This is a genomic window from Nocardioides sp. CFH 31398 (assembly GCF_022436705.1).
Lineage (GTDB): Bacteria > Actinomycetota > Actinomycetes > Propionibacteriales > Nocardioidaceae > Nocardioides.
Map to the genome: position 1 here is coordinate 304,196 of NZ_JAKUHT010000012.1, position 24,721 is coordinate 328,916.

Annotated in this window: 23 protein-coding genes and 2 tRNA genes; 14 read left to right on the forward strand and 11 right to left on the reverse strand. The window is 73.6% G+C overall.

What is annotated here, in order from left to right:
- Nucleotides 1-191: 191 nt before the first annotated feature.
- From MJ876_RS12500 to MJ876_RS12525, 6 genes are all read right to left on the reverse strand, one after another.
- Nucleotides 192-1,967, reverse strand: coding sequence for an IucA/IucC family siderophore biosynthesis protein (locus MJ876_RS12500; protein ID WP_240236616.1), 1,776 nt, complete (start codon nucleotides 1,965-1,967; stop codon nucleotides 192-194).
- Nucleotides 1,964-2,515, reverse strand: coding sequence for a GNAT family N-acetyltransferase (locus tag MJ876_RS12505; RefSeq protein WP_240236617.1), 552 nt, complete (start codon nucleotides 2,513-2,515; stop codon nucleotides 1,964-1,966). The genes MJ876_RS12500 and MJ876_RS12505 overlap by 4 nt, the downstream gene beginning before the upstream one ends.
- A complete protein-coding gene (locus tag MJ876_RS12510) occupies nucleotides 2,512-3,849 on the reverse strand; it encodes a lysine N(6)-hydroxylase/L-ornithine N(5)-oxygenase family protein (RefSeq protein WP_240236618.1) in 1,338 nt (445 codons plus the stop codon). The genes MJ876_RS12505 and MJ876_RS12510 overlap by 4 nt, the downstream gene beginning before the upstream one ends.
- On the reverse strand, nucleotides 3,846-5,300 hold the full coding sequence (locus MJ876_RS12515; protein ID WP_240236619.1) for an aspartate aminotransferase family protein: 1,455 nt from the start codon (nucleotides 5,298-5,300) through the stop codon (nucleotides 3,846-3,848). Before MJ876_RS12515 ends, MJ876_RS12510 begins: the two co-directional genes overlap by 4 nt.
- Nucleotides 5,301-5,408: 108 nt before the next feature.
- Nucleotides 5,409-6,734: an MFS transporter gene (locus tag MJ876_RS12520; RefSeq protein ID WP_240236620.1), complete on the reverse strand. Its 1,326-nt coding sequence runs from the start codon at nucleotides 6,732-6,734 to the stop codon at nucleotides 5,409-5,411.
- An 83-nt stretch (nucleotides 6,735-6,817) separates the two neighbouring features.
- The gene (locus tag MJ876_RS12525) at nucleotides 6,818-7,330 is read right to left on the reverse strand and encodes a DUF1772 domain-containing protein (protein ID WP_240236621.1); all 513 of its coding nucleotides are present in this window, start codon (nucleotides 7,328-7,330) and stop codon (nucleotides 6,818-6,820) included.
- A gap of 102 nt (nucleotides 7,331-7,432) precedes the next feature.
- Here MJ876_RS12525 and MJ876_RS12530 point away from each other — a divergent pair, with 102 nt between their 5' ends.
- On the forward strand, nucleotides 7,433-8,080 hold the full coding sequence (locus MJ876_RS12530; protein ID WP_240236622.1) for a TetR/AcrR family transcriptional regulator: 648 nt from the start codon (nucleotides 7,433-7,435) through the stop codon (nucleotides 8,078-8,080).
- On the opposite strand, the gene MJ876_RS12535 is transcribed toward MJ876_RS12530, so the two are convergent.
- Nucleotides 8,077-8,967 (reverse strand): 3-methyladenine DNA glycosylase, encoded by an 891-nt coding sequence (locus tag MJ876_RS12535; protein WP_240236623.1) that lies wholly within the window; start codon nucleotides 8,965-8,967, stop codon nucleotides 8,077-8,079. The two genes, MJ876_RS12530 and MJ876_RS12535, sit on opposite strands and share 4 nt — an antisense overlap.
- Nucleotides 8,968-9,155: 188 nt before the next feature.
- Here MJ876_RS12535 and MJ876_RS12540 point away from each other — a divergent pair, with 188 nt between their 5' ends.
- The 7 genes from MJ876_RS12540 to MJ876_RS12570 all read left to right on the forward strand — a co-directional run bounded on the left by MJ876_RS12540 (nucleotide 9,156) and on the right by MJ876_RS12570 (nucleotide 15,048).
- The gene (locus tag MJ876_RS12540) at nucleotides 9,156-9,968 is read left to right on the forward strand and encodes a fumarylacetoacetate hydrolase family protein (protein ID WP_240236624.1); all 813 of its coding nucleotides are present in this window, start codon (nucleotides 9,156-9,158) and stop codon (nucleotides 9,966-9,968) included.
- Between the two features lie 41 nt (nucleotides 9,969-10,009).
- Nucleotides 10,010-11,479 (forward strand): glutamate--tRNA ligase, encoded by a 1,470-nt coding sequence (gltX, locus tag MJ876_RS12545; RefSeq protein ID WP_240236625.1) that lies wholly within the window; start codon nucleotides 10,010-10,012, stop codon nucleotides 11,477-11,479.
- Nucleotides 11,480-11,510: 31 nt separating this feature from the next.
- Nucleotides 11,511-12,611, forward strand: coding sequence for a CPBP family intramembrane glutamic endopeptidase (locus MJ876_RS12550; RefSeq protein WP_240236626.1), 1,101 nt, complete (start codon nucleotides 11,511-11,513; stop codon nucleotides 12,609-12,611).
- 54 nt (nucleotides 12,612-12,665) lie between these two features.
- Nucleotides 12,666-12,737, forward strand: a tRNA-Gln gene (locus MJ876_RS12555).
- A gap of 79 nt (nucleotides 12,738-12,816) precedes the next feature.
- A tRNA-Glu gene (locus MJ876_RS12560) sits at nucleotides 12,817-12,889 on the forward strand.
- Nucleotides 12,890-13,018: 129 nt separating this feature from the next.
- Entirely contained in the window at nucleotides 13,019-14,578 is a 1,560-nt protein-coding gene (locus MJ876_RS12565) for an AlkA N-terminal domain-containing protein (RefSeq protein ID WP_240236627.1), read from the forward strand.
- On the forward strand, nucleotides 14,566-15,048 hold the full coding sequence (locus MJ876_RS12570; protein WP_240236628.1) for a methylated-DNA--[protein]-cysteine S-methyltransferase: 483 nt from the start codon (nucleotides 14,566-14,568) through the stop codon (nucleotides 15,046-15,048). Before MJ876_RS12565 ends, MJ876_RS12570 begins: the two co-directional genes overlap by 13 nt.
- 164 nt (nucleotides 15,049-15,212) lie before the next feature.
- Here MJ876_RS12570 and MJ876_RS12575 read toward each other — a convergent pair whose 3' ends face one another.
- Entirely contained in the window at nucleotides 15,213-15,932 is a 720-nt protein-coding gene (locus MJ876_RS12575) for an IclR family transcriptional regulator (protein ID WP_240236629.1), read from the reverse strand.
- Between the two features lie 117 nt (nucleotides 15,933-16,049).
- Between MJ876_RS12575 and leuC the strand changes: the two genes are divergently transcribed.
- The 3 genes from leuC to MJ876_RS12590 all read left to right on the forward strand — a co-directional run bounded on the left by leuC (nucleotide 16,050) and on the right by MJ876_RS12590 (nucleotide 19,004).
- On the forward strand, nucleotides 16,050-17,459 hold the full coding sequence (leuC, locus tag MJ876_RS12580) for a 3-isopropylmalate dehydratase large subunit (protein WP_240236630.1): 1,410 nt from the start codon (nucleotides 16,050-16,052) through the stop codon (nucleotides 17,457-17,459).
- A gap of 25 nt (nucleotides 17,460-17,484) precedes the next feature.
- Nucleotides 17,485-18,084 (forward strand): 3-isopropylmalate dehydratase small subunit, encoded by a 600-nt coding sequence (leuD, locus tag MJ876_RS12585; RefSeq protein ID WP_240236631.1) that lies wholly within the window; start codon nucleotides 17,485-17,487, stop codon nucleotides 18,082-18,084.
- Nucleotides 18,085-18,185: 101 nt separating this feature from the next.
- Nucleotides 18,186-19,004 carry an alpha/beta fold hydrolase gene (locus MJ876_RS12590; protein ID WP_240236632.1) on the forward strand — a complete coding sequence of 273 codons (819 nt, stop codon included), beginning with the start codon at nucleotides 18,186-18,188 and terminating at the stop codon, nucleotides 19,002-19,004.
- A gap of 9 nt (nucleotides 19,005-19,013) precedes the next feature.
- On the opposite strand, the gene MJ876_RS12595 is transcribed toward MJ876_RS12590, so the two are convergent.
- A complete protein-coding gene (locus tag MJ876_RS12595) occupies nucleotides 19,014-19,607 on the reverse strand; it encodes a 2-phospho-L-lactate guanylyltransferase (protein WP_240236633.1) in 594 nt (197 codons plus the stop codon).
- Nucleotides 19,608-19,703: 96 nt separating this feature from the next.
- On the opposite strand from MJ876_RS12595, the gene MJ876_RS12600 reads away from it, so the two are divergent.
- The gene (locus tag MJ876_RS12600) at nucleotides 19,704-20,498 is read left to right on the forward strand and encodes a 1-acyl-sn-glycerol-3-phosphate acyltransferase (protein ID WP_240236634.1); all 795 of its coding nucleotides are present in this window, start codon (nucleotides 19,704-19,706) and stop codon (nucleotides 20,496-20,498) included.
- Entirely contained in the window at nucleotides 20,495-21,496 is a 1,002-nt protein-coding gene (locus tag MJ876_RS12605) for an NAD(P)H-dependent glycerol-3-phosphate dehydrogenase (RefSeq protein WP_240236635.1), read from the forward strand. The genes MJ876_RS12600 and MJ876_RS12605 overlap by 4 nt, the downstream gene beginning before the upstream one ends.
- A 341-nt stretch (nucleotides 21,497-21,837) precedes the next feature.
- On the opposite strand, the gene MJ876_RS12610 is transcribed toward MJ876_RS12605, so the two are convergent.
- On the reverse strand, nucleotides 21,838-22,941 hold the full coding sequence (locus MJ876_RS12610) for a PLP-dependent aspartate aminotransferase family protein (protein ID WP_240236636.1): 1,104 nt from the start codon (nucleotides 22,939-22,941) through the stop codon (nucleotides 21,838-21,840).
- Between the two features lie 39 nt (nucleotides 22,942-22,980).
- Between MJ876_RS12610 and MJ876_RS12615 the strand changes: the two genes are divergently transcribed.
- Nucleotides 22,981-24,126, forward strand: a complete 1,146-nt coding sequence (locus MJ876_RS12615) for a D-alanine--D-alanine ligase family protein (protein ID WP_240236637.1) — start codon at nucleotides 22,981-22,983, stop codon at nucleotides 24,124-24,126.
- A 79-nt stretch (nucleotides 24,127-24,205) separates the two neighbouring features.
- Here the strand turns inward: MJ876_RS12615 and MJ876_RS12620 are convergent.
- Nucleotides 24,206-24,721, reverse strand: a 516-nt coding sequence (locus MJ876_RS12620) for a zinc-binding dehydrogenase (protein WP_240236638.1), incomplete at its 5' end; no start/stop codon positions are given.

Genomic DNA, 24,721 nt, shown 5'->3' on the forward strand with positions numbered 1-24,721 from the left:
CGCTGCGTCACCGGGGTCTCGAGGCTCGCTGCGCTCGCACCTCGACCAGCGGTGGGACCGCCGCGTCACTGGGGTCTCGAGGCTCGCTGCGCTCGCACCTCGACCAGCGGTGGGACCGCCGGGTCACCGGGGTCTCGACACGCCCGTCACGACCTCGTTCCTCGGTCGTGGGGCTGCTCGACCCGATCGCGCTACGCCGACGACTCGTGCCTCGTCGCTGGTTGCGCGATCGGGTTCTCGATCTGGCCGGCGTAGGCCAGGGAGCCCGCCTGGTCGGCGAGGTCCACCATCTGCAGCGTGTTGCGCAGCTGGAGCCGGTTGAGGCAGGAGTGGCGGAACGTGGAGCGGCGCAGGTCGTAGCGGGCGGCGGCCGCGGCCAGCTCCGGGTGGTCGGCGGCGTGGCGGTCGACGACCTCGGCGACCAGGCCCCAGAACGACCCGGCGTCCAGGAGCCCGTCGGCGTGGAGGATCCCGGCGAGGTGGCGCAGGAAGCCGTCCATCACGTCGGTGTGGAGGGACAGCGCGCGGACGTCCATCTCCACCTCCGCCGACACCCGGTCGACGCCCTCGGGCACCGGGCGGCCGTCCATCACCAGCACCTCCTCGCCGATGTCCTTAATGACGACACGGTCGACGACGTGGTCGCGCAGTACCAGGACCAGGTTCTCCCCGTGCGGCATGAACGCCAGCTCGTGCGCGAGCAGGCAGTGCACCAGCGGGCGGACGTAGGCCTCGAGGTACCGGCCGACCCAGTCCGCCGGTGCCAGCCCGGAGGCCCTGATCAGCGCGGCGACGACCGAGTCGCCGGCCGCGTCGCGGTGCACCAGCGACGTCATCGTCGCGAGCCGCTCCCCGGAGCCGGCGACGCCGGCGGGGGACTCCCGCCACAGCGCCGCGAGCATCTTGCGCTGCGGGGAGCGCTCCTCGACGTGGTGGTAGACGTCGCCGGTCCAGCCGATCGCGGCGTGCTCGCGCAGCACGGTGAAGCCGCACCCCTTGAGCTCCGGGTCGGACTCGACCAGCTGCGCCACCCAGTCGTTGATCGCCGGGGTCGCCGCCATGTACGCCGGCGACAGGCCCCGGACGAAGCCCATGTTCTGCACCGACAGCGCCGTCTTCACGTAGTCCCGGTCGGGGCGCGACACGTTGTAGAAGGTGCGGATCGACTGCTGCGGCCGGTAGGTGTCCGGGCCCTCGCCGAGCAGCACGAGGTCCTCGCGGGCGAGGTCGGGCGCGAACGTGATGGCGACCTTCCGCCACTGCCACGGGTGCAGCGGCAGCCAGAGGTAGTCCGCGGGGTCAAGCCCCCGGTCGGACAGCACCCGGGAGAACGCCGCGCGGGTCGCCTGGTCCAGCTCGGCGTCGTACAGGCGCGCCTCGGTGAGGCCCGCCCCGAGCGACAGCCGGGCGCCGCTGCGCCGGGCGGCCAGCCAGAGCAGGTGGACGTCGGGCCCCGCCTCCGGCGCGAACGCCGCGTGGTCGTCGGGGGAGAACCCGATGCGGCCGTTGTTGGCGACGAAGCCCGGGTGGCCCTCGGTCATCGCCGCCTCGATCGTCTGCAGGTCGGCGTCGACGAGCTCGGCGGCGGTCTCGGTGCGGTGGGCGAGCTTCCAGCACGCCGCGGCCAGGGTGGCGGCCAGCTCCTCGACGTACAGCGGCTGCATGCGCGGCGGGATGCCGAGCGCCTCGGCGTGCTCGACGACGAACGCCTGGACGTCGAGCTCAGCGGGCTCGCCGTCGACGGTGCGGGCCAGCGAGGCCTCGTCGACCAGCCAGTGCTCCAGCGGCAGCACCTCGGCGCGGAACCGCAGCACCGACCGGCCGTCGGGGGAGGTCAGGCGCCAGTCGTCACCGTCCGGGACGGGCGACAGCAGCCGCTCGTGGGTGTACTCCGCGACGGCCTTCGCGACGAGGTGGCGCTGCGCGCGGGCGAGCAGGTCGGGGGTGTAGTGCGCGGGGTGCCTCACGGGCGCACCCCCGCCAGCGTCGAGTCGAGCCAGCCGTCGCGGTCGCAGACCGACAGGGCGGCGGTCTTCGAGCCCAGCGGCACCTCGCCGAGGACGACGAACCCCGCCTCGGCGTTCAGGCGTCGGATGGCGTCGTTGCGGGCGTCGGGCTCGACGACGACCCGCTCGACGGCGGGGTCGTCGAAGCAGTGCGTCATGACGGCCGCGAAGCAGCGGCGGGTGAACCCCGGTACCGGGGCCTCGCCGTCGCCCGGCGGCGCGACGAGGACGTGCATCCCGAGGTCGCCGGGGCGGAGCTCGGGGCGGTCCCGGACCTCCGAGGCCTTCGCGGTCGCCGGGTCGTAGGTCTCGGTCAGGAACGCCTGCCGCCCGTCCACCCACCCGAGCCAGCAGTCGTGGCCGGCATCGGCGGCGAGCTCGTCGTACGCCGCGACCACCTCGGCCCGGCTCAGGCCCTGCATCTGCCAGTACACCGACCGCGGATGGGTGACCCAGGCGTGCAGGAGGTCCGCGTGGGCGTGGTGGTCGAGGGGTTCGATCGAGGTCACGAGGCCTCCTGGCTCGAGGTCGGAGGGGTGCGCAGGTGGTCGGGCACGCCGAAGCTCTGGACGGCGACCCGCTTCTCGACGGCGTACACCTCGCGGCCGGTCATCGTGTTGAGGAGCACGGAGCTGCGGTGGGCGCCCATGCCGAGGTCGGGTGCGACGAAGCCGTGGGTGTGCTCCTCGGCGTTCTGGACGAAGACCTCGCGCTGCGCGTGGTCGACGGCGTACGTCGGGCCGGCGAGGAACCGCCCCTGCTCGTCGAGGCGCAGCCGGTCGCGGACACCGTCGAGGAAGGCGGGCGCGGGCCCTGCGGCGTACCCGGTGGCGAGGACGAGCCCCTGCGTGCGCAGGCCGAACGACTCGCCGGTCTCGGTGTGGTGCAGCCCGAGGTCGTACGCCGTGCCGTCCCACGCCGCGTCGGCGAGTGCCGTCGCGGCGACCATCGTGGAGCGCGGACCCTGCCCGGTGGCCCGCAGCCGGTAGTGCAGCGCGGCGATGGCGTCGATCGTGTGGGTGCTGATGCCCTTGTAGAGCATCGGCTGCTCGGCGAGCAGCCGTTCGCGGGTGGCGGCGTCGAGGCCCTGGAAGTACGCCGTGTACTCCGGTGAGGTCATCTCGAGCGTGAGCCGGGAGTCGTCCATCGCCCAGAACCGCGGGCTGCGGGTGAGCCAGGTGAGCTCCGGCCCGCCGGCTCCGGGCTCGGACGCCGCGGTCAGCAGGTCGAGGTAGACCTCGGCGGCGGACTGCCCGCTGCCGACCACGGTCACCGAGTCGAGCGCCAGCAGCTCCTCGCGGCGCGCGAGGTACTGCGCCGAGTGCAGCGCGGGCCCGCCGGCGGCGGTGACGCACCGGGGCATCCGCGGCGTCGTCCCGACGCCGAGCACGAGGCGGCGGCCGCGGAACACCTCCCCGGTGGCGGTCGTGACGACGTAGACGCCGTCGGCGTGGTCGACGGCGACGACCTCCTGCCCCAGGTGCACGGAGTCGAGCCCGTCCGCGGCCCACCGGAGGTAGTCGCTGTACTCGCGGCGCAGCGGGTGGAAGTCCTCGCGGATGTAGAACGGGTAGAGCCCGCCGGTCTGCTTCAGCCAGTTCAGGTACGACCACCGGTTCGTCGGGTCGGCCATCGAGACCAGGTCGCCCAGGAACGGGACCTGCAGCGTCGAGTCGGGCAGCAGCATCCCGGGGTGCCAGGTCACCTCGTCGCGGGCCTCGAGGACGACGCCGTCGAGGTCGTCGACGGGGTCGGCGAGCGCCGCGAGGCCGAGGTTGAAGGGCCCGGCGCCGACGGCGACGAAGTCGTGCACGGCGGCGTGCGAGGTCGCGGGGGCGCTCATGCCGACCACCGGCTCCCGGTGGCCAGGAGCTCGCGGCCGACGGCGCCGACGAGGTCGAGGACGCCGGTGACGTCGGCGTCGGTGGCGGCCGGGTTCAGCAGGGTGAGCTTGAGGAAGTCGCGGCCGTCGACCTTCGTGGCGGCGACGAGGGCCTGGCCCCGGTCGTAGAGGGTCTGGCGGATCCGCGGCACGAGCTCGTCGGCGTCGTCCTCGGTCAGGGACGGGGGCCGGAACCGGAACACCAGGGTCGACAGGTGCGGCGCGAGGGCCGGTTCGAGGTCCGGGTGCGCGAGGACGTGGCGGTGGCTGCGGGTGGCGAGGTCGACGACGGCCTCGAGGTGCGAGCCGATGAGGTCGGGGCCGAGCGTCCGCAGCGTCAGCCACAGCTTCAGCGCGTCGAAGCGCCGGGTCGTCTGCAGGCTCTTGTCGACCTGGTGGGGCCGGTCGTCGTCCGCGGGGTTGAGGTAGTCGGCGTGCCACGCCGTGTGCGTGAGCCGCGCCTTCTCCCGCACCAGCAGCGCGCTGGACGAGACGGGCTGGAACCAGGTCTTGTGGTAGTCGACGGTCACCGAGTCGGCCCGCTCGATGCCGTCGAGGCGGTGCCGCAGGGCGGGGGAGACGAGCAGGCCCCCGCCGTACGCCGCGTCGACGTGCATCCAGGTGCCGTGCGCCGCGCAGGCGTCGGCGACCGCGGGCAGCGGGTCGATGGCGCCGAAGTCGGTCGTGCCGGCGGTGGCGACGACCGCCATCGGCACCAGCCCGACATCGCCGAGCCCGGCCAGCATCCGCTCGAGGGCGACGGGGTCGAGGCGTCGGTCGGCGTCGATCGGCACGGCGAGCACGGCGTCCGCGCCGAGCCCGAGGAGCCGGGCGGCCTTCTGGACGCTGAAGTGGCCGTCCGCGCTCGCCAGCACCCGCAGCCGGTGCAGGTGACCGGCGGCCGGGCCCGCCAGGGCCGCGTCGCGCGCCAGGTGGAGCGCCTGCAGGTTCGAGGCCGAGCCGCCGGAGGTGAACACGCCGTCCGCCCCGGGCCCGAACCCGATGCGGGCGCACGTCCAGTCCACGAGGTGGCGCTCGACGAAGGTGCCGCCGACGGACTGGTCGAAGGTGTCCATCGACGAGTTCACCGCGGACACGAACACCTCCGCGGCCAGCGCCGGGACGACGACCGGCGGGTTCAGGTGCGCGGCGTACGACGGCTCGTGGAACCAGACCGCGTCGTCCAGGTAGACGCGGCTCATCTCGGCCAGGGCGGCGCCGAGGTCGCCGACCGGGCGGTCGAGGTCGACGTCCGTGACGAGCTTGGCCGCCTGCTCGGGCGACGTGCCCGTCGCCGGCCCGTCGACGTGGCGGACCGTCGTCGCCAGGTGGTCGACGCTGGCCCGCATCGCCGCGACGTAGTCGTCGAGCGAGTCGGGGCCGAACAGGTGGTGGGAGGGGGAGAGCGACACCGAGAACGCTCCTCGCGTGGGGGATTAGGTGAGGCTTACCTTACCGACATCCGTTCACCGAGTGTCACGGCGTCCACGCGCGCCCGCGGGCCGCGAGGGCCGGCAGGCTCAGCGCAGCACCGAGTTCTTCGTCTCCGGCAGCGACAGGGTGACGAGGAACGTGATCGCGGCGCCCGCGGCGACGTAGATGAAGAACCAGTCGCTGCGGCCCGCGTCGCCGAGGTACTGGATGACCAGGGGAGCGGTGCCGCCGAAGACCGCGACGGTGAGGTTGTACCAGGCGCCGATGCCCAGCCCGCGCAGCTCGGTGGGGAACAGCTCGCTCATGATGGCCGGCGCGATCGAGGCCATCATCGCGTAGAGCCCGAGGCCGAAGCAGAAGACGACGAGCATGCTGCCGAAGCCCGCACCGGGGCTCACCAGCGTGGAGACCGGCACGATCAGGACCGCCATCGCGCCCGACCACACGAGCATCTGGGGCTTGCGACCGAACCGGTCGGCCGCCCAGCCGAAGGGGTACTGCAGCACCACGAACAACGCCGTCCCGGCGGACAGCGCCCAGAAGACGACGCTGTCGTCGATGCCGTTCGCGTTCACGGCGTACGGCGTCATCGCGGAGAAGAACACGTAGTACGACAGCGTGTTGAGCAGCGTGAAGCCGATGAGCTGGCCGACCGCCTTCGGGTGCTCCCGGACGGTGGTGAGCAGGGGGTTCTTCAGCGCGCGCGCCTTCTCGGCGTTCTCCTCGTACTGCTCGGTCTCCGCCATGTCGCGGCGCAGCCAGATGCCGACTACGCCGAGGAGCGCGCCGATGAGGAACGGGATGCGCCAGCCCCAGCTCGACAGCTGTTCGTCGGTCAGGCTCACGGCGAGCAGGGCGCCGAGCAGGGAGGCGATCAGGACCGCCGTGCCGGTGGAGATGTAGAAGAACGAGGAGTAGCGACCGCGACGCGCCGGCGGGGCGATCTCGGCGAGGTACGCCGAGGCGTTGGAGACCTCGCCGCCGAGCGACATGCCCTGGGCGATGCGCGCCAGCAGCAGGAGGATCGGGGCGAGCCAGCCGACCGTCTCGTACGTCGGGAGGATCGCGATGACGAGCGAGCCGCCCGCCATGAGGGTGATCGTGAGCAGCATGGCCTGCTTGCGGCCCCGGAGGTCGGCGTACCGGCCGAGCAGGACGCCGCCGAGCGGGCGGAAGAAGAACGCCAGCGCGTACGTCGCGAAGGTGCCGATGAAGGCCAGCGACTCGTTCTCGGCCGAGAAGATCTGGGTGGCGAAGTAGATGGAGAACGTCGCGTAGACGGTCCAGTCGAACCACTCGACCGCGTTCCCGACGCTGGCAGCGATGAGCGTGCGGATCGGCAGCTTGTGCGGTTCCTCCGCGGTCGTGCCCCCCGTCGGTCCGGGGGACGTGTCGTGCCTGCGCTCGCTCATGGGTGCTCCTCCGAGGGGGATCCGGGCCTTCGCTGGTCTACCGGTCCCGCGACCCCCCTGTCGAGGGCCGTGTCGGCGAGGGGTCAGTGCGAGGCGGCCACGGCGGCCTCCGACCCGGTCCGCTCGCGCGGGCCCGGCCGGGTGTCGGCCACCTGCGCCGCCAGGAGGAGGGAGAACGCGGCGACGGCCAGGACGATGCGCACGGTGTGGAGCCTGCGCCAGGCGTCGAGGGTGCTCGACCAGTCGGCGGGCAGTCGGTCCGGGTTCCAGCCGTCCGCCGCCCGGTTGAACGGCTCGAGCTGCGTCACCGTCAGCACGATCGTGGCCACGAGGAGGACCGCGGCGAGGGCGGTGGGTCCGAGGACGAGTGCCCCGCTGGACCGGGACAGCGCCGCCGTCAGGACGAGCGCGGCGAGCCCGGCTAGGAGCAGCACGGGCATCGTGGCGCCGTAGTCGTGGTTCTGGGCCTGCCAGAGGCGGACGTAGGCGCTGCCCGGGAGGCGGTAGACGCTCGGAGCGAGCGCTGAGAAGACGACGCCGCCGGCGTACACGCCGACCAGCAGCAGCGCCAGAGCGCGGACGGCTGCGAGGACCATCGGGCCTCCCTCGTGGCGCCACGGTGGACGCCGTGCCGAGCATCCTTTTGGATAGAGGGCGTTCCAGTCAATACCTCGGGCGGGTCTGGAACAGTGCGGGTGGTGACGAAGCGGAGCTACGACAGTCCCGCGCGCCGCGAGGCCGCGGAGGCGACCCGTCGCCGGGTCGTGGACGCCGCCCGTGAGGTGATGCTCGAGCGCGGCTACGCGAGGGCGTCCGTGAGCGCCATCGCCGCCCGCGCCGGCGTGGCCGTCCAGACCGTCTACGCCGCCGCGCCGGGAGGCAAGGCCGGTCTGGGGCGGCTGGTGTACGACGTCACGCTCGCCGGCGACCACGAGCCGGTCCCGCAGGCCGAGCGGCCCGCCGTCCTCGCGATCGTCGACGAGCCGGACCCCGTGCGAAAGCTGGAACTCTTCGCGGCGATGGCGCGGGAGGTCAACGTCCGGATCGCACCCGTCCACGCCCTGCTCCGCGCCGCCGCGGTCTCGCACGACGACGCCCAGGAGCTGCTGGACCGTGCCGAGCAGCAGCGCCGGACCGGGAGTCGCGGCCCGGCCGCGCACCTCGCCGAGCTCGGGCTCCTGCGGCCCGGGCTGACGGTGGAGAGGGCGGCTGACGGGTTCTACGTCCTGACCTCGGCGACGGTCTTCGCCGACCTGGTCGAGCGGTGCGGCTGGAGCGGGGACGAGTACGAGCGCTGGCTCGCGGACACGCTGGTGGCCACGATGCTGGCGCCGGACGTCGCCTAGGCCAGGCCCAGCAGCAGCTCGCACGCGTCGGCGACCCGCGCGCGCAGCGGCGCGGCCCGTTCGGCGAACGTGGCCTGGGCGGCGGCGTACTCCCGCTTGCCCGCGGCCGTCTCGATGCGCACGGGCGTCGTGTCGACGCCCGGCACCCCCGTGAGGTCGTAGGGCGAGGCGCGCATGTCGAGGACCCGGACGTCCGCCGCGAGCTCGAAGCAGTCGAGCACCAAGTCGGAGTCGACGAGCGGGCTGAGGCGGTAGGCGTGCTTGTAGAGGTCCATGCCGGCGTGCAGGCAGCCGGGCTGCTCGAAGTCGGGCCGGTCGTCGGAGGCGGGCCGCAGCGTGTTCAGCGGCCGGGCGGTGTCGGTGAAGAACCGGAAGGCGTCGAAGTGCGAGCAGGCGATCCGGTGGCCCTCGACGACGCGGTCGGTGCCCGCGGCGCCGAGGCGCAGCGGCAGGGCGTGGCGGACGTCGCCGTCCGCCTGCCCGTGCACCATCGCCCACTCGTGCAGCCCGAAGCAGCGGGTGTGCGCGGGACGGCGCTGGGTCGCCCGCAGCAGCCGGTGCAGCGTCTCGACGAGCAGGCGGCGCTCGGCGAGGAAGTCCGCCGACACGGCGACCCGGCCGCTCGCGGCGTCGGTGGTGTAGCCGCGCCACCCCGCGTGTGGCACCCCGGGCGGCAGCGCGACGCCGTAGCCGGGGTGCCAGCGGCGCAGCCGCCCCGGCCGCTCGGCGTAGTAGGTGAACAGGAAGTCGTGGACGGGGTGCTTCTCCCCACGCGCCCGGCGCTCGGCGTACGGCCCGACCAGCCGCTCCCACCGCGCCTCGTGCATCGCGGTCCGCTCGGCGACCTCGGCCTCGTCGAGGACGACGAGCGGGGGAGCGGCGAGCACCCCAGGAGCCTACGAGGCCGCCGACCGGCGGTCATCGGAGTGGATCACTGTCCGTGAGAGACAGTGATCCCCTCCGTTGTCGACGTGTGGTCGTCCCGGCACGGCCGGCGCCCGCCCGCCACCGTGCTCGCGGCCGGTCGACGTGCCGCGCCGCGGCGGCGACCCGTCGGCCTCGGTAGGGTCGTGGGGTGCGTATCGCGAGGTTCACGACGGGCGAGGAGCCGGCGTACGGCGTCGTCACCGGAGAGGTCGACGACTTCGGTCAGCCGGCCGACGGCACGGTGGTGGTGCCCCTGTCGGGGGATCCCTTCTACGTCGGCATCAAGCCGACGGGCGAGGAGATCCCCTTCGAGCGAGTGAGGCTGCTCGCGCCCGTGATCCCGCGCAGCAAGGTCGTCGGCATCGGCCGCAACTACGCCGCCCACGCCGCCGAGATGGGCAACGACCTGCCCACGGAGCCGCTGATGTTCATCAAGCCGAACACCAGCGTCATCGGCCCGGGCGACCCGATCTTCTACCCGCGCCAGACGGGCAACCTGCACTTCGAGGGCGAGGTCGCCGTCGTCATCGGCCGCATCTGCCGCGACGTGCCGGCCGACCAGGCGACCGACGTGATCTTCGGCTACACCCTCGGCAACGACGTCACCGCCCGCGACCTGCAGCGCAAGGACGTCCAGTTCACCCGTGGCAAGGGGTTCGACTCCTTCTGCCCGCTCGGGCCGTGGATCGAGACCGACCTCGACCCGAACGACTTCGCCGAGGGGCGGTCGATCCAGACCCACCTCAACGGCGACCTCAAGCAGGACGGCAACACCAAGGACCTCATCTTCGACATCCCGACCCTCGTCGAGCACGTCACCTCCGTGATGACGCTGCTGCCCGGCGACGTCATCCTCACCGGCACCCCCGACGGCGTCGGCCCGATGGAGGTCGGCGACGAGGTCGAGGTGTCCGTCCAGGGCCTCGGCGCCCTGACCAACCCGGTCGCCGTCCGCGACTGACCCGAACCGCCCACCGAGCAGCACCAGGAGCAGGTCCCCGCATGAGTGACGTCCGCGTCCGCTTCCCCCCGAGCCCCACCGGCTTCATCCACGTCGGCAACATCCGCAGCGCACTGTTCAACTGGGCGTTCGCGCGGCACCACGGCGGCACCTTCGTGCTGCGCGTCGAGGACACCGACCTCGCCCGCAACACCGACGAGGGCTACGACTCCATCCTCGACTCGCTGCGCTGGATGGGCCTCGACTGGGACGAGGGTCCCGAGGTCGGCGGCCCTTACGGCCCCTACCGCCAGTCCGAGCGGTTCGACGTCTACGCGGACGTCGCCAGCCGCCTGCGCGAGGCGGGCGAGGCCTACGACTGCTTCTGCACCACCGAGGAGGTCGACGCCCGCCGCAAGGCCTCCGGCTCCAAGGTCCAGGGGTACGACGGCCACTGCCGCGAGCTGAGCGCCGAGCAGCGCGCAGCGTTCGAGGCCGAGGGACGCACGCCCGTGCTGCGCCTGCGCATGCCCGACGAGCCGATCGACTTCGACGACCTGGTCCGCGGCACGGTCACGTTCCAGGCCAAGGACGTCCCCGACTTCGCGCTCCTGCGCGCCAACGGCGCCCCGCTCTACACGCTCGTCAACCCGGTCGACGACGCGATGATGAAGATCACCCACGTGCTGCGCGGTGAGGACCTGCTGTCGTCCACACCCCGCCAGATCGCCCTCTACCGGGCGCTGGAGCGCATCGGCGTCGGGCAGGGCGTGCCCGAGTTCGGTCACCTGCCGATCGTCATGGGCGAGGGCAACAAGCGACTCTCCAAGCGCGACGCCGGCTCCGGCCTCGCGGAGTGGGTGGACGCCGGCTACCTCCCCGAGGGCCTCATCAACTACCTCGCCCTCCTGGGGTGGGGCATCGCGGAGGACCGCGACGTCTTCACCCTCGAGGAGATGGTCGAGGCCTTCGACATCCGCCGGGTGAACCCCAACCCCGCTCGCTTCGACCGCAAGAAGCTGGCCGCGATCAACGCCGCCCACATGCGACGGCTGTCCGTCGACGAGATCACCTCCCGCGCGCTGCCGTTCCTCCAGCGCGCCGGCGTGGTCGGCGACCCGATGAGCCCGGGCGACGCCCAGCTGCTCGAGCAGGCCATGCCGCTCGTCGCCGAGCGGATCAACACGCTCGGCGAGGCGCCGGACCTGCTGGCCTTCCTGTTCGTCGACGAGGCCGACTTCACGCTCGACCCCGTCGACGCCGAGAGGCTCCTGGACGCTGACGGGCTCCGCGTCGTCGACGCGGCGTACACGGCGCTCGAGGCGGTCGAGACCTGGTCGACCGACGCCATCCAGGAGGCGCTCCAGGCGGCGCTCGTCAACGGCCTCGGGCTGAAGCCCCGCGTGGCGTTCGGCCCCGTGCGCGTCGCGGTGACGGGCAAGCGGGTCAGCCCGCCGCTGTTCGAGTCGCTCGAGCTGCTCGGACGCGCGCGCGGTCTCGCGCGACTGGACGCCGCGCGCACACGCGCCTGACAGACTCGTCCCCACCGAACGAGGGGACGACATGAGCGAGCAGGTGCAGCCCGCCCGGCCGACGCCGTACGACGAGCGACCGGCGTACGACGCGCCCACCCCACCGACGTACGAGCCGTCACCGCCCGAGGGGGCGGTCGACCCGCTGGCGCTCAGCGACGAGGAGTTCGACGCCCGCTACGGCCAGGCCTACCCGTCGCTGCGCTTCCACCAGCTGCTGCGCAGCGGACCCCGGTTCGGCTTCTGGTGGAGCCTCCTCGGGGCGCTGACCATGGCGTTCGTCATGCTCGTCCTGGCGCCGGTCGTGTGGCTCGTGCCGTTCGTGGTGTGGCTGGTCGCGACCGGTCAGGACTGGCTCGCGTGGCTCTCGGCGCTCGGGACGCTCAGCGACCCGTCGCCGTCGATGCTGGCCTACCTCATGCTGACGTTGGCGTCGTTGATCCCGGCCGCGTGGTTCGTCGCCCGGGTGATCCACGGCGTGAGGCCACGGTGGCTGACCTCGGTCGGCCCGCGCATGCGCTGGGGGTTCTTCGCCGTGTGCCTCGGCCTGTCGGTCGTCGCGCTGGTCGCGACGGTCGTCGTCGGCGCCCTCCTGCCCGGCGGCGACACCGCGGGCATGGACACGACCGGCGGGGCCAACCCGTTCACGACCACCACCCTGTGGTTCCTGCTGATCGTGCTCTTCCTGGTCCCGTTCCAGGCGGCGGGGGAGGAGTACCTGTTCCGCGGCTACCTGACGCAGGCCCTCGGCGGCGTCTTCGGGCGGGTGTGGGTCGCCGTCCTGGTCCCCGCCTTCCTGTTCGCCCTCGCGCACGGCAGCCAGAGCGTCCCGGTGTTCTTCGACCGGTTCGCCTTCGGGGTCGTCGCCGGCCTGCTCGTGGTCTGGACCGGTGGGCTCGAGGCGGCGATCGCCATGCACGTGCTGAACAACTTCCTGGCCTTCGGCCTGGCGCTCGCGTTCGGCGACATCGGCAGCTCGCTGACCCCCACGGGTGGCAGCTGGTGGATGATCCCGAGCACCCTCACGCAGTCCCTCGTCTACCTCGGTCTGGCCGTCCTCGTGGCCCGCCGGATGGGGGTCGCGACCCGGGCGAGCGGACGCGCTTTGGTGGCCTCGCAGCGGCGCGTGTAAGGTCATCTCTCGGCTGAGGGCCTCGCGCGAGCGACGGTCCGGAGGCTGCAGCAGTGGGATATGGTGTAATTGGCAGCACGACTGATTCTGGTTCAGTTAGTCTTGGTTCGAGTCCAGGTATCCCAGCGAGATCGCCCTCCGAGGCAGCAAGTCGGGGGCGATTTGGTGCGTCAGGGGCTGGTTGACTAGGGTTCCTGATCGTCAAGCCCCCGTTGTGTAGCGGCCTAGCACGCCGCCCTCTCAAGGCGGTAGCGCCGGTTCGAATCCGGTCGGGGGTACACCACCGGGAGGCCCCGGATCGCGATGCGGTCCGGGGCCCTCGTCATTTCCGGGGCCTGTCGGCCTGGGGCGACGGCCGTGTCCGAAACCCGCCGGAGACCGTCGGTGGCGCGGGGCAGGATGGGGCCATGAGCACCGCCCCCGCCGCGACCCGCGACCTCGACCCCGAGGCCTGCTACCGCGCCGCGGCCAGCCGCGACCGCCGCTTCGACGGCGTGTTCTGGGTCGGGGTGACCACCACCGGCATCTACTGCCGGCCCTCGTGCCCGGCGCGCACGCCGGCGCCGGCGAACATGACCTTCCACCGCAGCGCCGCGGCTGCGCAGACGGCGGGCTTCCGGGCCTGCAAGCGGTGCCTGCCGGACGCCGTCCCCGGTGACCCGGAGTGGGACCTCGCCGGCGACGTCGCCGGTCGCGCCATGCGCCTGATCGCGGACGGCGTCGTCGACCGGGAGGGCGTCGAGGGCCTCGCCGACCGCCTGGGGTTCACCCCGCGTCACCTGGGTCGGCTGCTCGGCGACCGCCTCGGCGCCGGACCGCTCGCGCTCGCGCGGGCGCGCCGCGCCCAGACCGCGCGGACCCTGCTCGAGACCACCGACCTGGCCCTCGCCGACGTGGCGTTCGCGGCCGGGTTCGCCAGCGTGCGGCAGTTCAACGACACCGTGCGCGCCGTGTACGACGCCACCCCGGGGGAGCTCCGGCGACGCCGGGCGTCCGCGACGGGCGCCGCGTCGCCGGGCGAGGTGCGACTGCGGGTGCCCGTGCGCACGCCGTACGCCGGTCTGGCCGTGTGGCGCTTCCTGGCCGCCCACGTCGTCGCCGGGGTCGAGACGGCCACCGACGGGCCCGGAGGGGCCGTCTACGCCCGCACGCTCCGCCTGCCGCACGGGCCCGGGACGCTCCGGGTCCGGCTGGCCGACCTGCCGGGCCCCGGCGTCGGCCACCTGGAGGCGTGGGTCCGGCTCAGCGACGTCCGCGACCTCCCCGCCGCCACCGCGCGGACCCGGCGCCTCCTCGACGCGGACGCCGACCCGCTGGCCGCGGACGCCACCCTCGGCGCCGACCCGGTGCTCGGACCCCTGGTCGCCCGTCAGCCCGGGCTCCGGGTGCCCGGTCAGGTCGACGGCGCCGAGACCGCCCTGCGGACCGTCGTCGGCCAGCAGGTCAGCCTCGCCGGCGCACGCACCGTCCTGGGCCGTCTCGTCGCCGAGCACGGCGAGGAGGTCCCGACCGACGAGCCGGGTCTCACGCACCTGTTCCCGACCCCGGCCGCCCTGGCCGCGGTGGACCCCGAGACCCTGCCCATGCCTCGCGCCCGCGGCCGGGCGCTCGTCGGCCTCGCAACCGCCCTCGCCGACGGGAGCCTCGACCTCGACGGTGGGACGGCGCGCGGGGAGGTGCGCGCCGCCCTGGTCGCGCTGCCCGGCATCGGGCCGTGGACCGCCGACTACGTCGCGATCCGCGCGCTCGGCGACCCCGACGTCTTCCTGCCCGGGGACCTCGCGGTGCGCAACGCGCTGCGGGACCTCGGCCACCCCTGCGACGCGAAGCAGGCGGCGGCGATCGCCGAGGCCTGGTCGCCCTGGCGCTCCGTCGCGCTGCTCCACCTCTGGCACACCGTCGTCGACCCGCTCTTCCCACCCGTCAGCACGTCCGAGCGTCCCGAGGAGGACCCGTGTGGACCGTGATCGAGACCCCCATCGACCCCCTGCGGATCGTCGCGTCCGACGACGCCGTGCGCGCGATCGAGTTCAGCCCCTTCGGTGACCCGCCCGGCGGGCTCGCGCTCGGCGAGCGCGCCGACGACCACCCCGTGCTCGTCGAGGCCGCCCGCCAGCTGCACGCCTACTTCGCGGGCGACCTGAAGGAGTTCGACCTGCCGCTCGACCCGGTCGGCACCGACTTCCAGCGTCGCGTGTGGGGCGAGCTGAGCCGGATCGGCTACGGCGAGACCGCGTCGTACGGCGAGGTCGCGAAGCGGCTGGGTCTCGTCCACGGCGCCTCCCGGGCCGTCGGCGCCGCCAACGGCCGCAACCCGATCCCGGTCGTGGTGCCGTGCCACCGCGTGATCGGCGCGAACGGCACGCTCACGGGCTTCGCCGGCGGGGTCGAACGCAAGCGGACCCTGCTCGACCTCGAGTCGCGCGCCCTGTTCTGAGGCGCCACCGGCCGGACCCGCGGCTCACCACGCTAGGAAGGCGAGCCCTCGGGTAGCCCGGTGAGCCCGCCGCGCCTGGCGTCGGTTCGCCTGCCTGGCGTGGTGAGCGACGGGCAGTCCCGACGGGCCGCGCGCCCACGACAGACAGACGCGCCCGGGCGCGCCTACTCCGCCTGGCGGCGCAGGGACTCGCTGAGGCGCTCGGCGGCCGCGAGGACGGCGGGGGCGTGCATGCGGCCCGGCTGGCGCGAGAGGCGCTCGAGCGGACCGGAGACGGAGACGGCGGCGATGGTCTTGCCGCCGGGGGAGCGGACCGGGGCCGACACGGAGGCCACGCCCTGCTCGCGCTCGCCCACGGACTGCGCCCAGCCGCGCCGACGGATGCCCGACAGGGCGGTCGCCGAGTACGCCGCGTTCTGCAGGCCGCGGTGCATGCGCTCGGGGTCCTCCCACGCGAGGAGCACCTGCGCGGCCGAGCCGGCGCGCATCGTGAGCTGGGAGCCCACGGGGATGGTGTCGCGCAGCCCGCTGGGTCGCTCGGCGGCGGCGACGCAGACGCGCTGCTCGCCCTGGCGACGCCACAGCTGGGCCGACTCGCCGGTGATGTCGCGCAGGCGGGCGAGCACCGGGCCCGCCGCGGCGAGCAGACGGTCCTCGCCCGCGGCGGCCGACAGCTCCGCGAGTCGCGGGCCGAGGACGAACCGCCCCTGCATGTCGCGCGCCACCAGGCGGTGGTGCTCCAGGGCCACCGCCAGGCGGTGCGCCGTCGGTCGGGCCAGGCCCGTCCCCGCCACGAGACCCGCCAGGGTCGCCGGTCCGCTCTCGAGCGCCGCGAGCACCACGGCCGCCTTGTCGAGGACCCCCACGCCACTTCCGCTGTCCATATGGCAATACTGCAGTCTCAGATCCTGGGACGCAAGCGTACGGTGATGCGCGAGGCCGGCCGCGCACCCGGTGCGTGGTCCAGCAGCACGAGTCGACACGAGCAGCATGGAGGAAGCATGGGCAGGACACTGGCCGAGAAGGTCTGGGACGAGCACGTCGTCCGCACGGCACCGGGGGAGCCCGACCTGCTCTACATCGACCTCCACCTCATCCACGAGGTCACCTCGCCCCAGGCCTTCGAGGGCCTCCGGCTCAGCGACCGGACGGTGCGCCGTCCGGACCTGACGCTGGCCACCGAGGACCACAACGTCCCCACCGTCGACTGGGACAAGCCGATCGCCGACCCGGTCTCGCGGACCCAGGTCGAGACGCTGCGGAGGAACGCGGAGGAGTTCGGCATCCGCCTGCACGCCCTGGGCGATAAGGACCAGGGCATCGTCCACATCATCGGCCCGCAGCTGGGCCTGACCCAGCCCGGCATGACGATCGTCTGCGGCGACTCCCACACCTCGACGCACGGCGCGTTCGGGGCGCTCGCGTTCGGCATCGGCACCTCCGAGGTCGAGCACGTCCTGGCCACGCAGACGCTGACGCAGAAGCGCCCGCGGACGATGGCGGTGACCGTCAACGGCTCGCTCCCGGACGGCGTCACCGCGAAGGACCTCGTCCTCACCCTCATCACCCACACCGGCACCGGCGGTGGGCAGGGCTACATCGTCGAGTACCGCGGACCGGCCATCGAGGAGCTCTCCATGGAGGGCCGGATGACCATCTGCAACATGTCGATCGAGTGGGGCGCCAAGGCCGGGATGATCGCCCCCGACCAGACCACCTTCGACTACCTCGCCGACAAGCCCGAGGCGCCGAAGGGCGCGGACTGGGACGCCGCCGTCGAGCACTGGCGCGGCCTCGTCACGGACGACGACGCGACGTACGACAAGGAGATCGTCCTCGACGCCTCCACCATGACGCCGTTCGTCACCTGGGGCACCAACCCGGGCCAGGGCGTCCCGCTGGGCGAGGCCGTCCCGGACCCCGCGTCCTTCGACGAGCCGAGCGACCGGGTCGCCGCGGAGAAGGCGCTGGAGTACATGGCGCTGACCGCCGGCACCCCGATGCGCGAGGTCAAGGTCGACACCGTGTTCGTCGGCTCGTGCACCAACGGCCGCATCGAGGACCTGCGCCTCGCCGCCGAGGTCATCAAGGGCCGCACCGTCGACCCCGACACCCGTCTGCTCGTCGTCCCCGGCTCGGCCAAGGTCCGTCTCCAGGCGGAGGACGAGGGCCTCGACGTGGTCTTCAAGGAGGCCGGCGCCGAGTGGCGCGGCGCGGGCTGCTCGATGTGCCTCGGCATGAACCCCGACCAGCTCGCCCCCGGCGAGCGCAGCGCGTCGACGTCCAACCGCAACTTCGAGGGCCGCCAGGGCAAGGGCGGGCGCACCCACCTCGTCTCGGTGCCCGTCGCCGCCGCCACCGCCGTCCGCGGGACGCTCTCCAGCCCTGCTGACCTGCCCGCGCTCGACTGACCCGACGGCCCGAGAGGACACCGACATGGACGCGTTCACCACCCACACCGGCGTCGGCGTGCCGCTGCGCCGCAGCAACGTCGACACCGATCAGATCATCCCCGCGCATTACCTGAAGCGGGTCAGCCGCACCGGCTTCGAGGACGGCCTGTTCGCCGCCTGGCGCGACAACCCCGACTTCGTGCTCAACCGCCCCGAGTACTCGAACGGCTCGGTGCTCGTCGCCGGACCCGACTTCGGCACCGGCTCGTCGCGCGAGCACGCGGTGTGGGCGCTGATGAACTACGGGTTCCGCGCCGTCATCGCCCCCCGCTTCGGCGATATCTTCCGCGGCAACTCCGGCAAGGCCGGCCTCGTCGCGGCCCAGGTGGACGACAAGGTCGTCAGCCGGCTGTGGGACTTCCTCGAGGACAACCCCGGCGGCGTCGTCACCGTCGACCTCGAGTCGCGCACCGTCAAGGCGGGCGAGGGGGCCGACGCGATCGAGGACTCCTTCGACATCGACGACTACACCCGCTGGCGCCTGCTGGAGGGCCTCGACGACATCGGCATCACCCTCGGGCACGCCGACGACATCACGGCGTACGAGCAGGGGCGGCCGAGCTTCAAGCCGGCCACCCTCTGAGACGCGTTCCCGTCATGTGAGACGCGGGGAAGGCCGCATGGTCCGCGGCGGTTCTGGTGACTGTCTTGCACACGAGACACACCCGACTAGAAAGGCGGACCATGCCCGAGATCGAGACCAACGGCATCACCCTCAACTACGAGGACACCGGCGGGAACGGCCGACCCGTCGTGCTGATCCACGGCTGGCCGCTGTCCGGCGCGTCCTGGTCCGAGCAGGTGCCGGCGCTGACCTCCGCCGGCTACCGCGTCATCTCGTACGACCGCCGCGGTTTCGGCGCCTCGGAGAAGCCCGAGGCGGGGTACGACTACGACACCTTCGCCGCGGACCTCGACGGGCTGCTCACCGGCCTCGACGTCTCCGACGCGACGCTGGTCGGCTTCTCCATGGGTGGCGGTGAGGTGGTCCGCTACCTCTCGACCTACGGCGAGGGTCGCGTGCGCTCGGCCGTGCTCGCCGGCGCGGTGCCGCCGTACCTGCTCAAGAGCGACGAGAACCCCGACGGCGCGCTGCCCGAGGAGGGCATCCACGACTTCGAGCAGTCGGTGACCACCGACCGCGAGGGCTTCCTCGACGAGTTCATCACCACCTTCTTCACCGCCGGCGACGAGCTCAAGGTCACCGAGGAGCAGCGCCAGGAGGCCCTCGAGCTGGCCAAGCCCGCGCGGGACGAGGCCGTCCTGCTCTGCATCAACGCCTTCGGCCGCACCGACTTCCGCGGCGACCTCGAGAAGATCACCGTCCCGGTGCTCGTGCTCCACGGCGACTCCGACGCCGTCGTGCCCTTCGAGGCGTCCGGCGAGCGGTCCGTCGCCGCGCTGAGCAACGCCTCCGTGCACGTGGTCAAGGACGGCCCGCACGGCTTCAACGTCAGCCACTCCGACGAGTTCAACGAGGCGCTGGTGGGCTTCCTGGGCTGACGCCCGCCCTCACACCTCGAGTCGCGCGACGGCCGCGGCCGTGTCGACGTCGCGGCGCAGCGTCGCCAGGTCCCCGGGGACGGCCCGGGCGCCGGCGTCGACGTGCGCGGTGGCCGACCGGTGCCCGAATCGCGGCACGAACGCGTCGTACGACGACGCGGCGTAGAGCGTGGTGCCGACGCCGTCGGCGTCCGCGACGTACGACGACCCGTCCACCGCCTCGGCCGCCGCGAGGGCGGCGTCCAGGTCGGCGGGCCGCAACGCGGGCAGGTCCGCGCACAGCGCGACGGGTCGGAGACCGGGCCAGCGTCGGCGGGCCTCGGCCGCGGCCTGCACGAGGGAGCCGTTGAGGTCGGCGCCGACGCCGTCCGGGACGACCTCGCACCCCAGCACCGACAGCCGGTCGGCGAACCGCGCGTCGTCGGTCACGGCGAGGACGACGGCGACGCGGACGGCGAGGCGCGCCGCCGTCGCGGTGTCGAGCGCGAACGCGGCGGCGAGCTCGCGGCGCGTCGCGTCGGGGACGTCGAGACGGCTCTTGCCGACGGACGGCGGCTTCGTCGGGAGCAGGCAGACCCAGCCGCCCTCTCCCCGGTTGCTCACCGGGCACAGTCTTGCAGTACCGACCAGTAGGCTGCTGCCGGCGTCGACGCATCGCGCGTGACGCCCGAGGGACGGTGGTCGAGCGGGAGGAGCGAGGTGGCGGTCCGGCCGAAGTACCAGCGCAAGGGCTGGGCGCTCCTCGTGGGCGGCGCGATCATCAAGGCGGGGCTGGTCACGCTCACCCGGCGCACCTGGATCGACGCGGAGCGGATCCCCGCCCGCGGTGGCTGCGTGATCGTGCTGAACCACCTCAGCCACGTCGACCCCCTGATCGCGGCGCACGTCGTGTGGGACCACGGCCGCCTGCCGCGCTACCTCGCGAAGGACGCGCTGTGGCACAACCGGTTCCTCGGGGCGCTGCTGCGCAACGCCCAGCAGATCCCCGTGAGCCGGGACGGCGCCGCGGCCTCCACCGCCTTCGACGCCGCGGTGAGGGCCGTCGAGGCCGGTGAGTGCGTCATCGTCTACCCGGAGGGCACGCTGACCCGCGACCCCGGTCTGTGGCCCATGCTCGGCCGCACCGGGGCGGCCCGGATCGCGCTGCGCACCGGCTGCCCGGTCATCCCGATCGGTCAGTGGGGGGCGCAGGACCTGCTGGCGCCGTACGCGAAGAAGCCGAACCTGCTGCCCCGCACGCACGTCACGCTCAAGGTCGGGGAGCCCGTCGACCTGTCGGCCTACGCCGAGCGGCCGCTGACCACGGCGGTGCTCCTCGAGGCGACCGAGACGATCATGACCGCGATCACCGACCTCGTGGCCGAGATCCGCGGCGAGCGACCACCGGCCGAGCGGTACGACCCGCGCCGGAGGGCTCGCCCCGCCCCCGGCGACGCGGGGGGCGACGGACTCGGCACGACCCAGGACACCCGGCAGGAGGGCGAGGCGCGATGAGCACGGTGGCGGTCTTCGGGGCGGGCTCGTGGGGCACGGCGTTCTCCGTCGTCCTCGCGGACGCCGGGAACGACGTGCGCATCTGGGGACGCCGTGAGGAGCTGTGCGCCGAGATCAACGAGCGCCGCGAGAACGCCGAGTACATGCCCGGCGTCGAGCTCCCGCCCAGCATCGAGGCGACCCACGACCCCGAGAAGGCCGCGGCCGGGGCGGACGTCGTCGTCCTCGCCGTGCCCTCGCAGCGGCTGCGCGAGAACCTCGTGGACTGGGCCGGGGCGCTGCCCGGCGACGCCGTCCTCGTCTCGCTGATGAAGGGCGTCGAGCTCGGCAGCCTGCGCCGGATGAGCGAGGTGATCACCGAGGTGACCGGCGCCGGACCAGAGCGCATCGCCGTCGTCTCCGGGCCGAACCTCGCCCGTCCGATCGCCTCGCGTGAGCCGGCAGCGTCCGTCGTGGCCTGCGAGGACGAGTCGGTGGCCCGTGGCCTGCAGGGACTGGTGCACACCCGGGCCTTCCGTCCCTACACCTCGACCGACGTCGTCGGCTGCGAGGTCGGCGGCGCCTACAAGAACGTGGTGGCGCTCAGCGTCGGCATGGCGGTCGGGCTCGGCTTCGGCGACAACACCACGGCGTCCGTCATCACCCGGGGCCTCGCCGAGACCGCACGCCTCGCCGGCGCGCTCGGCGCCCAGCAGCTGACCCTGATGGGCCTGGCCGGCCTCGGCGACCTCGTCGCCACGTGCTCCTCGCCGCTGTCACGCAACCGCACCTTCGGCGAGAAGCTCGGCCAGGGCATGACGGTCGACGAGATCGTCGCCTCGACGCGGCAGGTCGCCGAGGGCGCGAAGTCCTGCGACTCGATCCTCGCCCTCGCCCGCGAGCACGGCGTCGACGCCCCGATCGCCGAGGCGGTGAGCGCCGTCCTCGCCGGCCACATCACCCCGATCGACATGGTCAACGCCTTCATCGCCCGCGACACCAAGGCCGAGACCGACTAGCGCCGAGTCGGCACGTCTGCGCAGGTGTACGGCGCCGAGTCGGCACGTCTGCGCAGGTGTACGGCGTCGAGTCGGCACGTCTGCGCAGGTGTACGGCGTCGAGTCGGCACGTCTGCGCAGGCGTACGGCGTCGAGCGACGGCCGCGATGCTGCGTCACGACGTCCACCGCGCAGGGCGGGCAGGGTCGGAGCCGATCGAGCTCGCTGGCCGTGCGCGGGCCGCGCAGACGTGCCGACTCGACCCCTGTGGGGTGCGCAGACGTGCCGACTCGACCCCTGTGGGGTGCGCAGACGTGCCGACTCGACCCCTGTGGGGTGCGCAGACGTGCCGACTCGACGTCCTACAGGCGGGCGGAGTCGAGGGCCTGGACGAGGTCGTCCCACAGGTCGTCGACGTCCTCGACGCCCACCGACAGCCGCAGCAGGCCCTCGGGGATCGTCTCGGGCTCCGAGCGCCAGCGCCGGCGGCGCTCGAGGGTGGACTCGAGGCCGCCGAGGGACGTCGCGTAGACCCACAGGCGGGTCGAGTGCTGGACGAGGTCGGCGCGGGGCCCGGAGTCGAGCACGAGCGCGAGCATGCCGCCGAAGCCCGGGTAGCGGACCTCGACCACGTCGTCGCGCTCGGCGAGCCGCCGGACGAGCTCCTGCGCGGAGGCCTGGGCGCGCTCGACGCGCAGCGGCAGGGTCCGCAGGCCGCGCAGCGCGAGCCACGCCTCCAGGGTGCCGGGCACGTTGCCGAACGAGTCCCGGCGCTGCTTGAGCACGGTCCACAGCTGCTCGTCGGCGACGACGACGGCGCCCATCAGCAGGTCGGAGTGCCCTCCGATGTACTTGGTCACCGAGTGCAGCACGATGTCGGCGCCGAGCTCGAGCGGACGCTGCAGCACCGGGGTCGCGAACGTGTTGTCCACGACGAGGCGCGCGCCGGCGTCGTGAGCCGCGGCGGCGATCGCGGGCAGGTCGGCGACCTCCATGGCGGGGTTGGTGGGGGACTCCATCCAGACCAGCGCGGCGTCCTCGCAGGCGGCGACGACGGCGGCGGTGTCGGTGACGTCCACGAGCCGGACCTTGAGCCGGCCCCGGAGCTCGAGGTCGCCGAGCTGGGTCAGGGACCCGAGGTAGGCGTGCTTGGGGGCGACGACGACCTCGCCGTGCCCGACGAGGTCGAGCAGCGTCGCGACGGCCGACAACCCGCTGGGGTAGGCCAGGCAACGGCCGCCCTCGAGGCCGCCCAGGGCCTCCTCGAACGCCGACCACGTGGGGTTGGCGTAGCGGCCGTACTCCAGCTCACCACCGGCGGCGTACACCGACGCCATCGTGATGGGCTCGTTGAACGGCTGGTCCGGCCGGTGCGGCGGGCGGCCCAGCCGCGCGGCCCGGGTCGCCATCCGGGTGCGGGCCAGGTCGACGGGCTCAGGGTGTCCGGATCCATCCACGACGTCCATGCGGGCCAGCCTCCCACGGCGGCCGATAGGGTCCCGACGATGCCTGCCGACGACGCGACCACCGCCACCGACCAGCCGGGGGACCGGCCGACGGGACGCCGTACCCGCGTCGCCGTCGTCTTCGGCGGCCGCTCCGGCGAGCACTCCATCTCGTGCATCTCGGCGGGCTCCGTCATCGCCGCGCTCGATCCCGCCCGGTACGACGTCGTCCCGGTCGGCATCGCCACCGACGGCCGCTGGGTGCTGGAGTCCGCCGACCCCGCCCGCCTCGCCCTCGGCCCGGGCGGTGAGCTGCCCGTGGTGAGCAGCGACCGGGAGGTCGCCCTCGTGCCCGGCCAGGGCCTGGTCGCCGCGGAGCCGTCGCAGGTGCCGGACGTCCTCGGTCAGGTGGACGTCGTCATCCCCGTCATGCACGGCCCCTGGGGCCAGGACGGCACCCTGCAGGGCCTCCTCGAGATGGCCGGCGTGCGGTACGTCGGCGCGGGGGTGCTCTCCAGCGCCGTCGGCACCGACAAGCACGTGATGAAGCAGCTCTTCCGCGCCGCGGGCCTGCCCGTGCTGCCGTGGGTCGTCGTCCGACCCCGCGCGTGGGAGCGAGACGCGGACGCCGTCCGCGCCGAGGTCGCCGCGCTGGGCTACCCGGTCTTCGTCAAGCCGGCCCGCGCCGGCTCGAGCCACGGCATCACCCGCGTCAACTCGCCCGCCGAGCTCGACGCGGCCGTCGACGAGGCGGCCCGCCACGACCCGAAGGTCCTCGTCGAGGCCGCCGCGCAGGACGCCCGCGAGATCGAGGTCGGCGTACTCGACGCCCTCGACGGCAGCGTGCCGCAGGTCAGCGTCCCCGCCGAGATCCTGGTGGGGGAGGGCCACGAGTTCTACGACTTCGAGGCGAAGTACCTCGAGGAGAGCTTCGCCGTCCCCGCCGACGTGGACGACGACCTCCGCGCCGAGATCACCTCCCTCGCCCAGCGGGCGTTCGAGGCCCTCGAGGTCGAGGGCCTGGCCCGCGTCGACTTCTTCGTCCTGCCCGACGGCCGGGTCATCGTCAACGAGGTCGAGACCATGCCCGGCTTCACGTCGCTGTCGATGTTCCCGCGCATGTGGGCCGCCACCGGCCTCGACTACCCGGCGCTCCTCGACCGCCTCGTCGACCTGGCGCTCACGCGGTCGACCGGCCTGCGCTGAGGCGGGCGTCCGCCGACCGGCGGTCGCGACGCGGTCGCGCGCCGGTGCGCTCCCTGCTCGTCCACCGTGGTGGTCGACGTCAGGGGGTGATGACGAGCCGGACGCCGGCGGCGCCCGACGCCTGCGCGGCCCACGCGTCGGCGGCGCCGTCGAGACCGACGACGTTGTGGGCGACGCGGACCTCGTCGCGGGAGGCGTGGGCGAGCATCGTCCGCAGGCCCTCGTCGCGCTCGGCGGCGCTCAGGGCGTTGTTCGTGTGACCGAGGACGGCGGCCGAGCGGCTGCGCAGCAGTGCCGACGAGAGCGAGGCGGTCTCCCCGGCGGCGCTGCCCAGGTTGACCAGCCGCCCGCCCGGCGACAGCACCGACAGCGCCGCCTCGGCCGGCGCACCCCACACCGGGTCGACCACCACGTCGACCCTCCCGCCGCAGGCCTCCCCGAGGCGGGCAGCCACCTCGGTCAGCGACCCGCTGGTGTCGACGACGGCGTCCGCCCCGGCGGCGGTGGCGCGCTCGGCCGCGGGGCCCGGGCGGCACCCCGCGACCACGCGTGCGGCGCCGAGCGGCCGGGCCGCCCCCAGAGCGGCCTGGCCGAC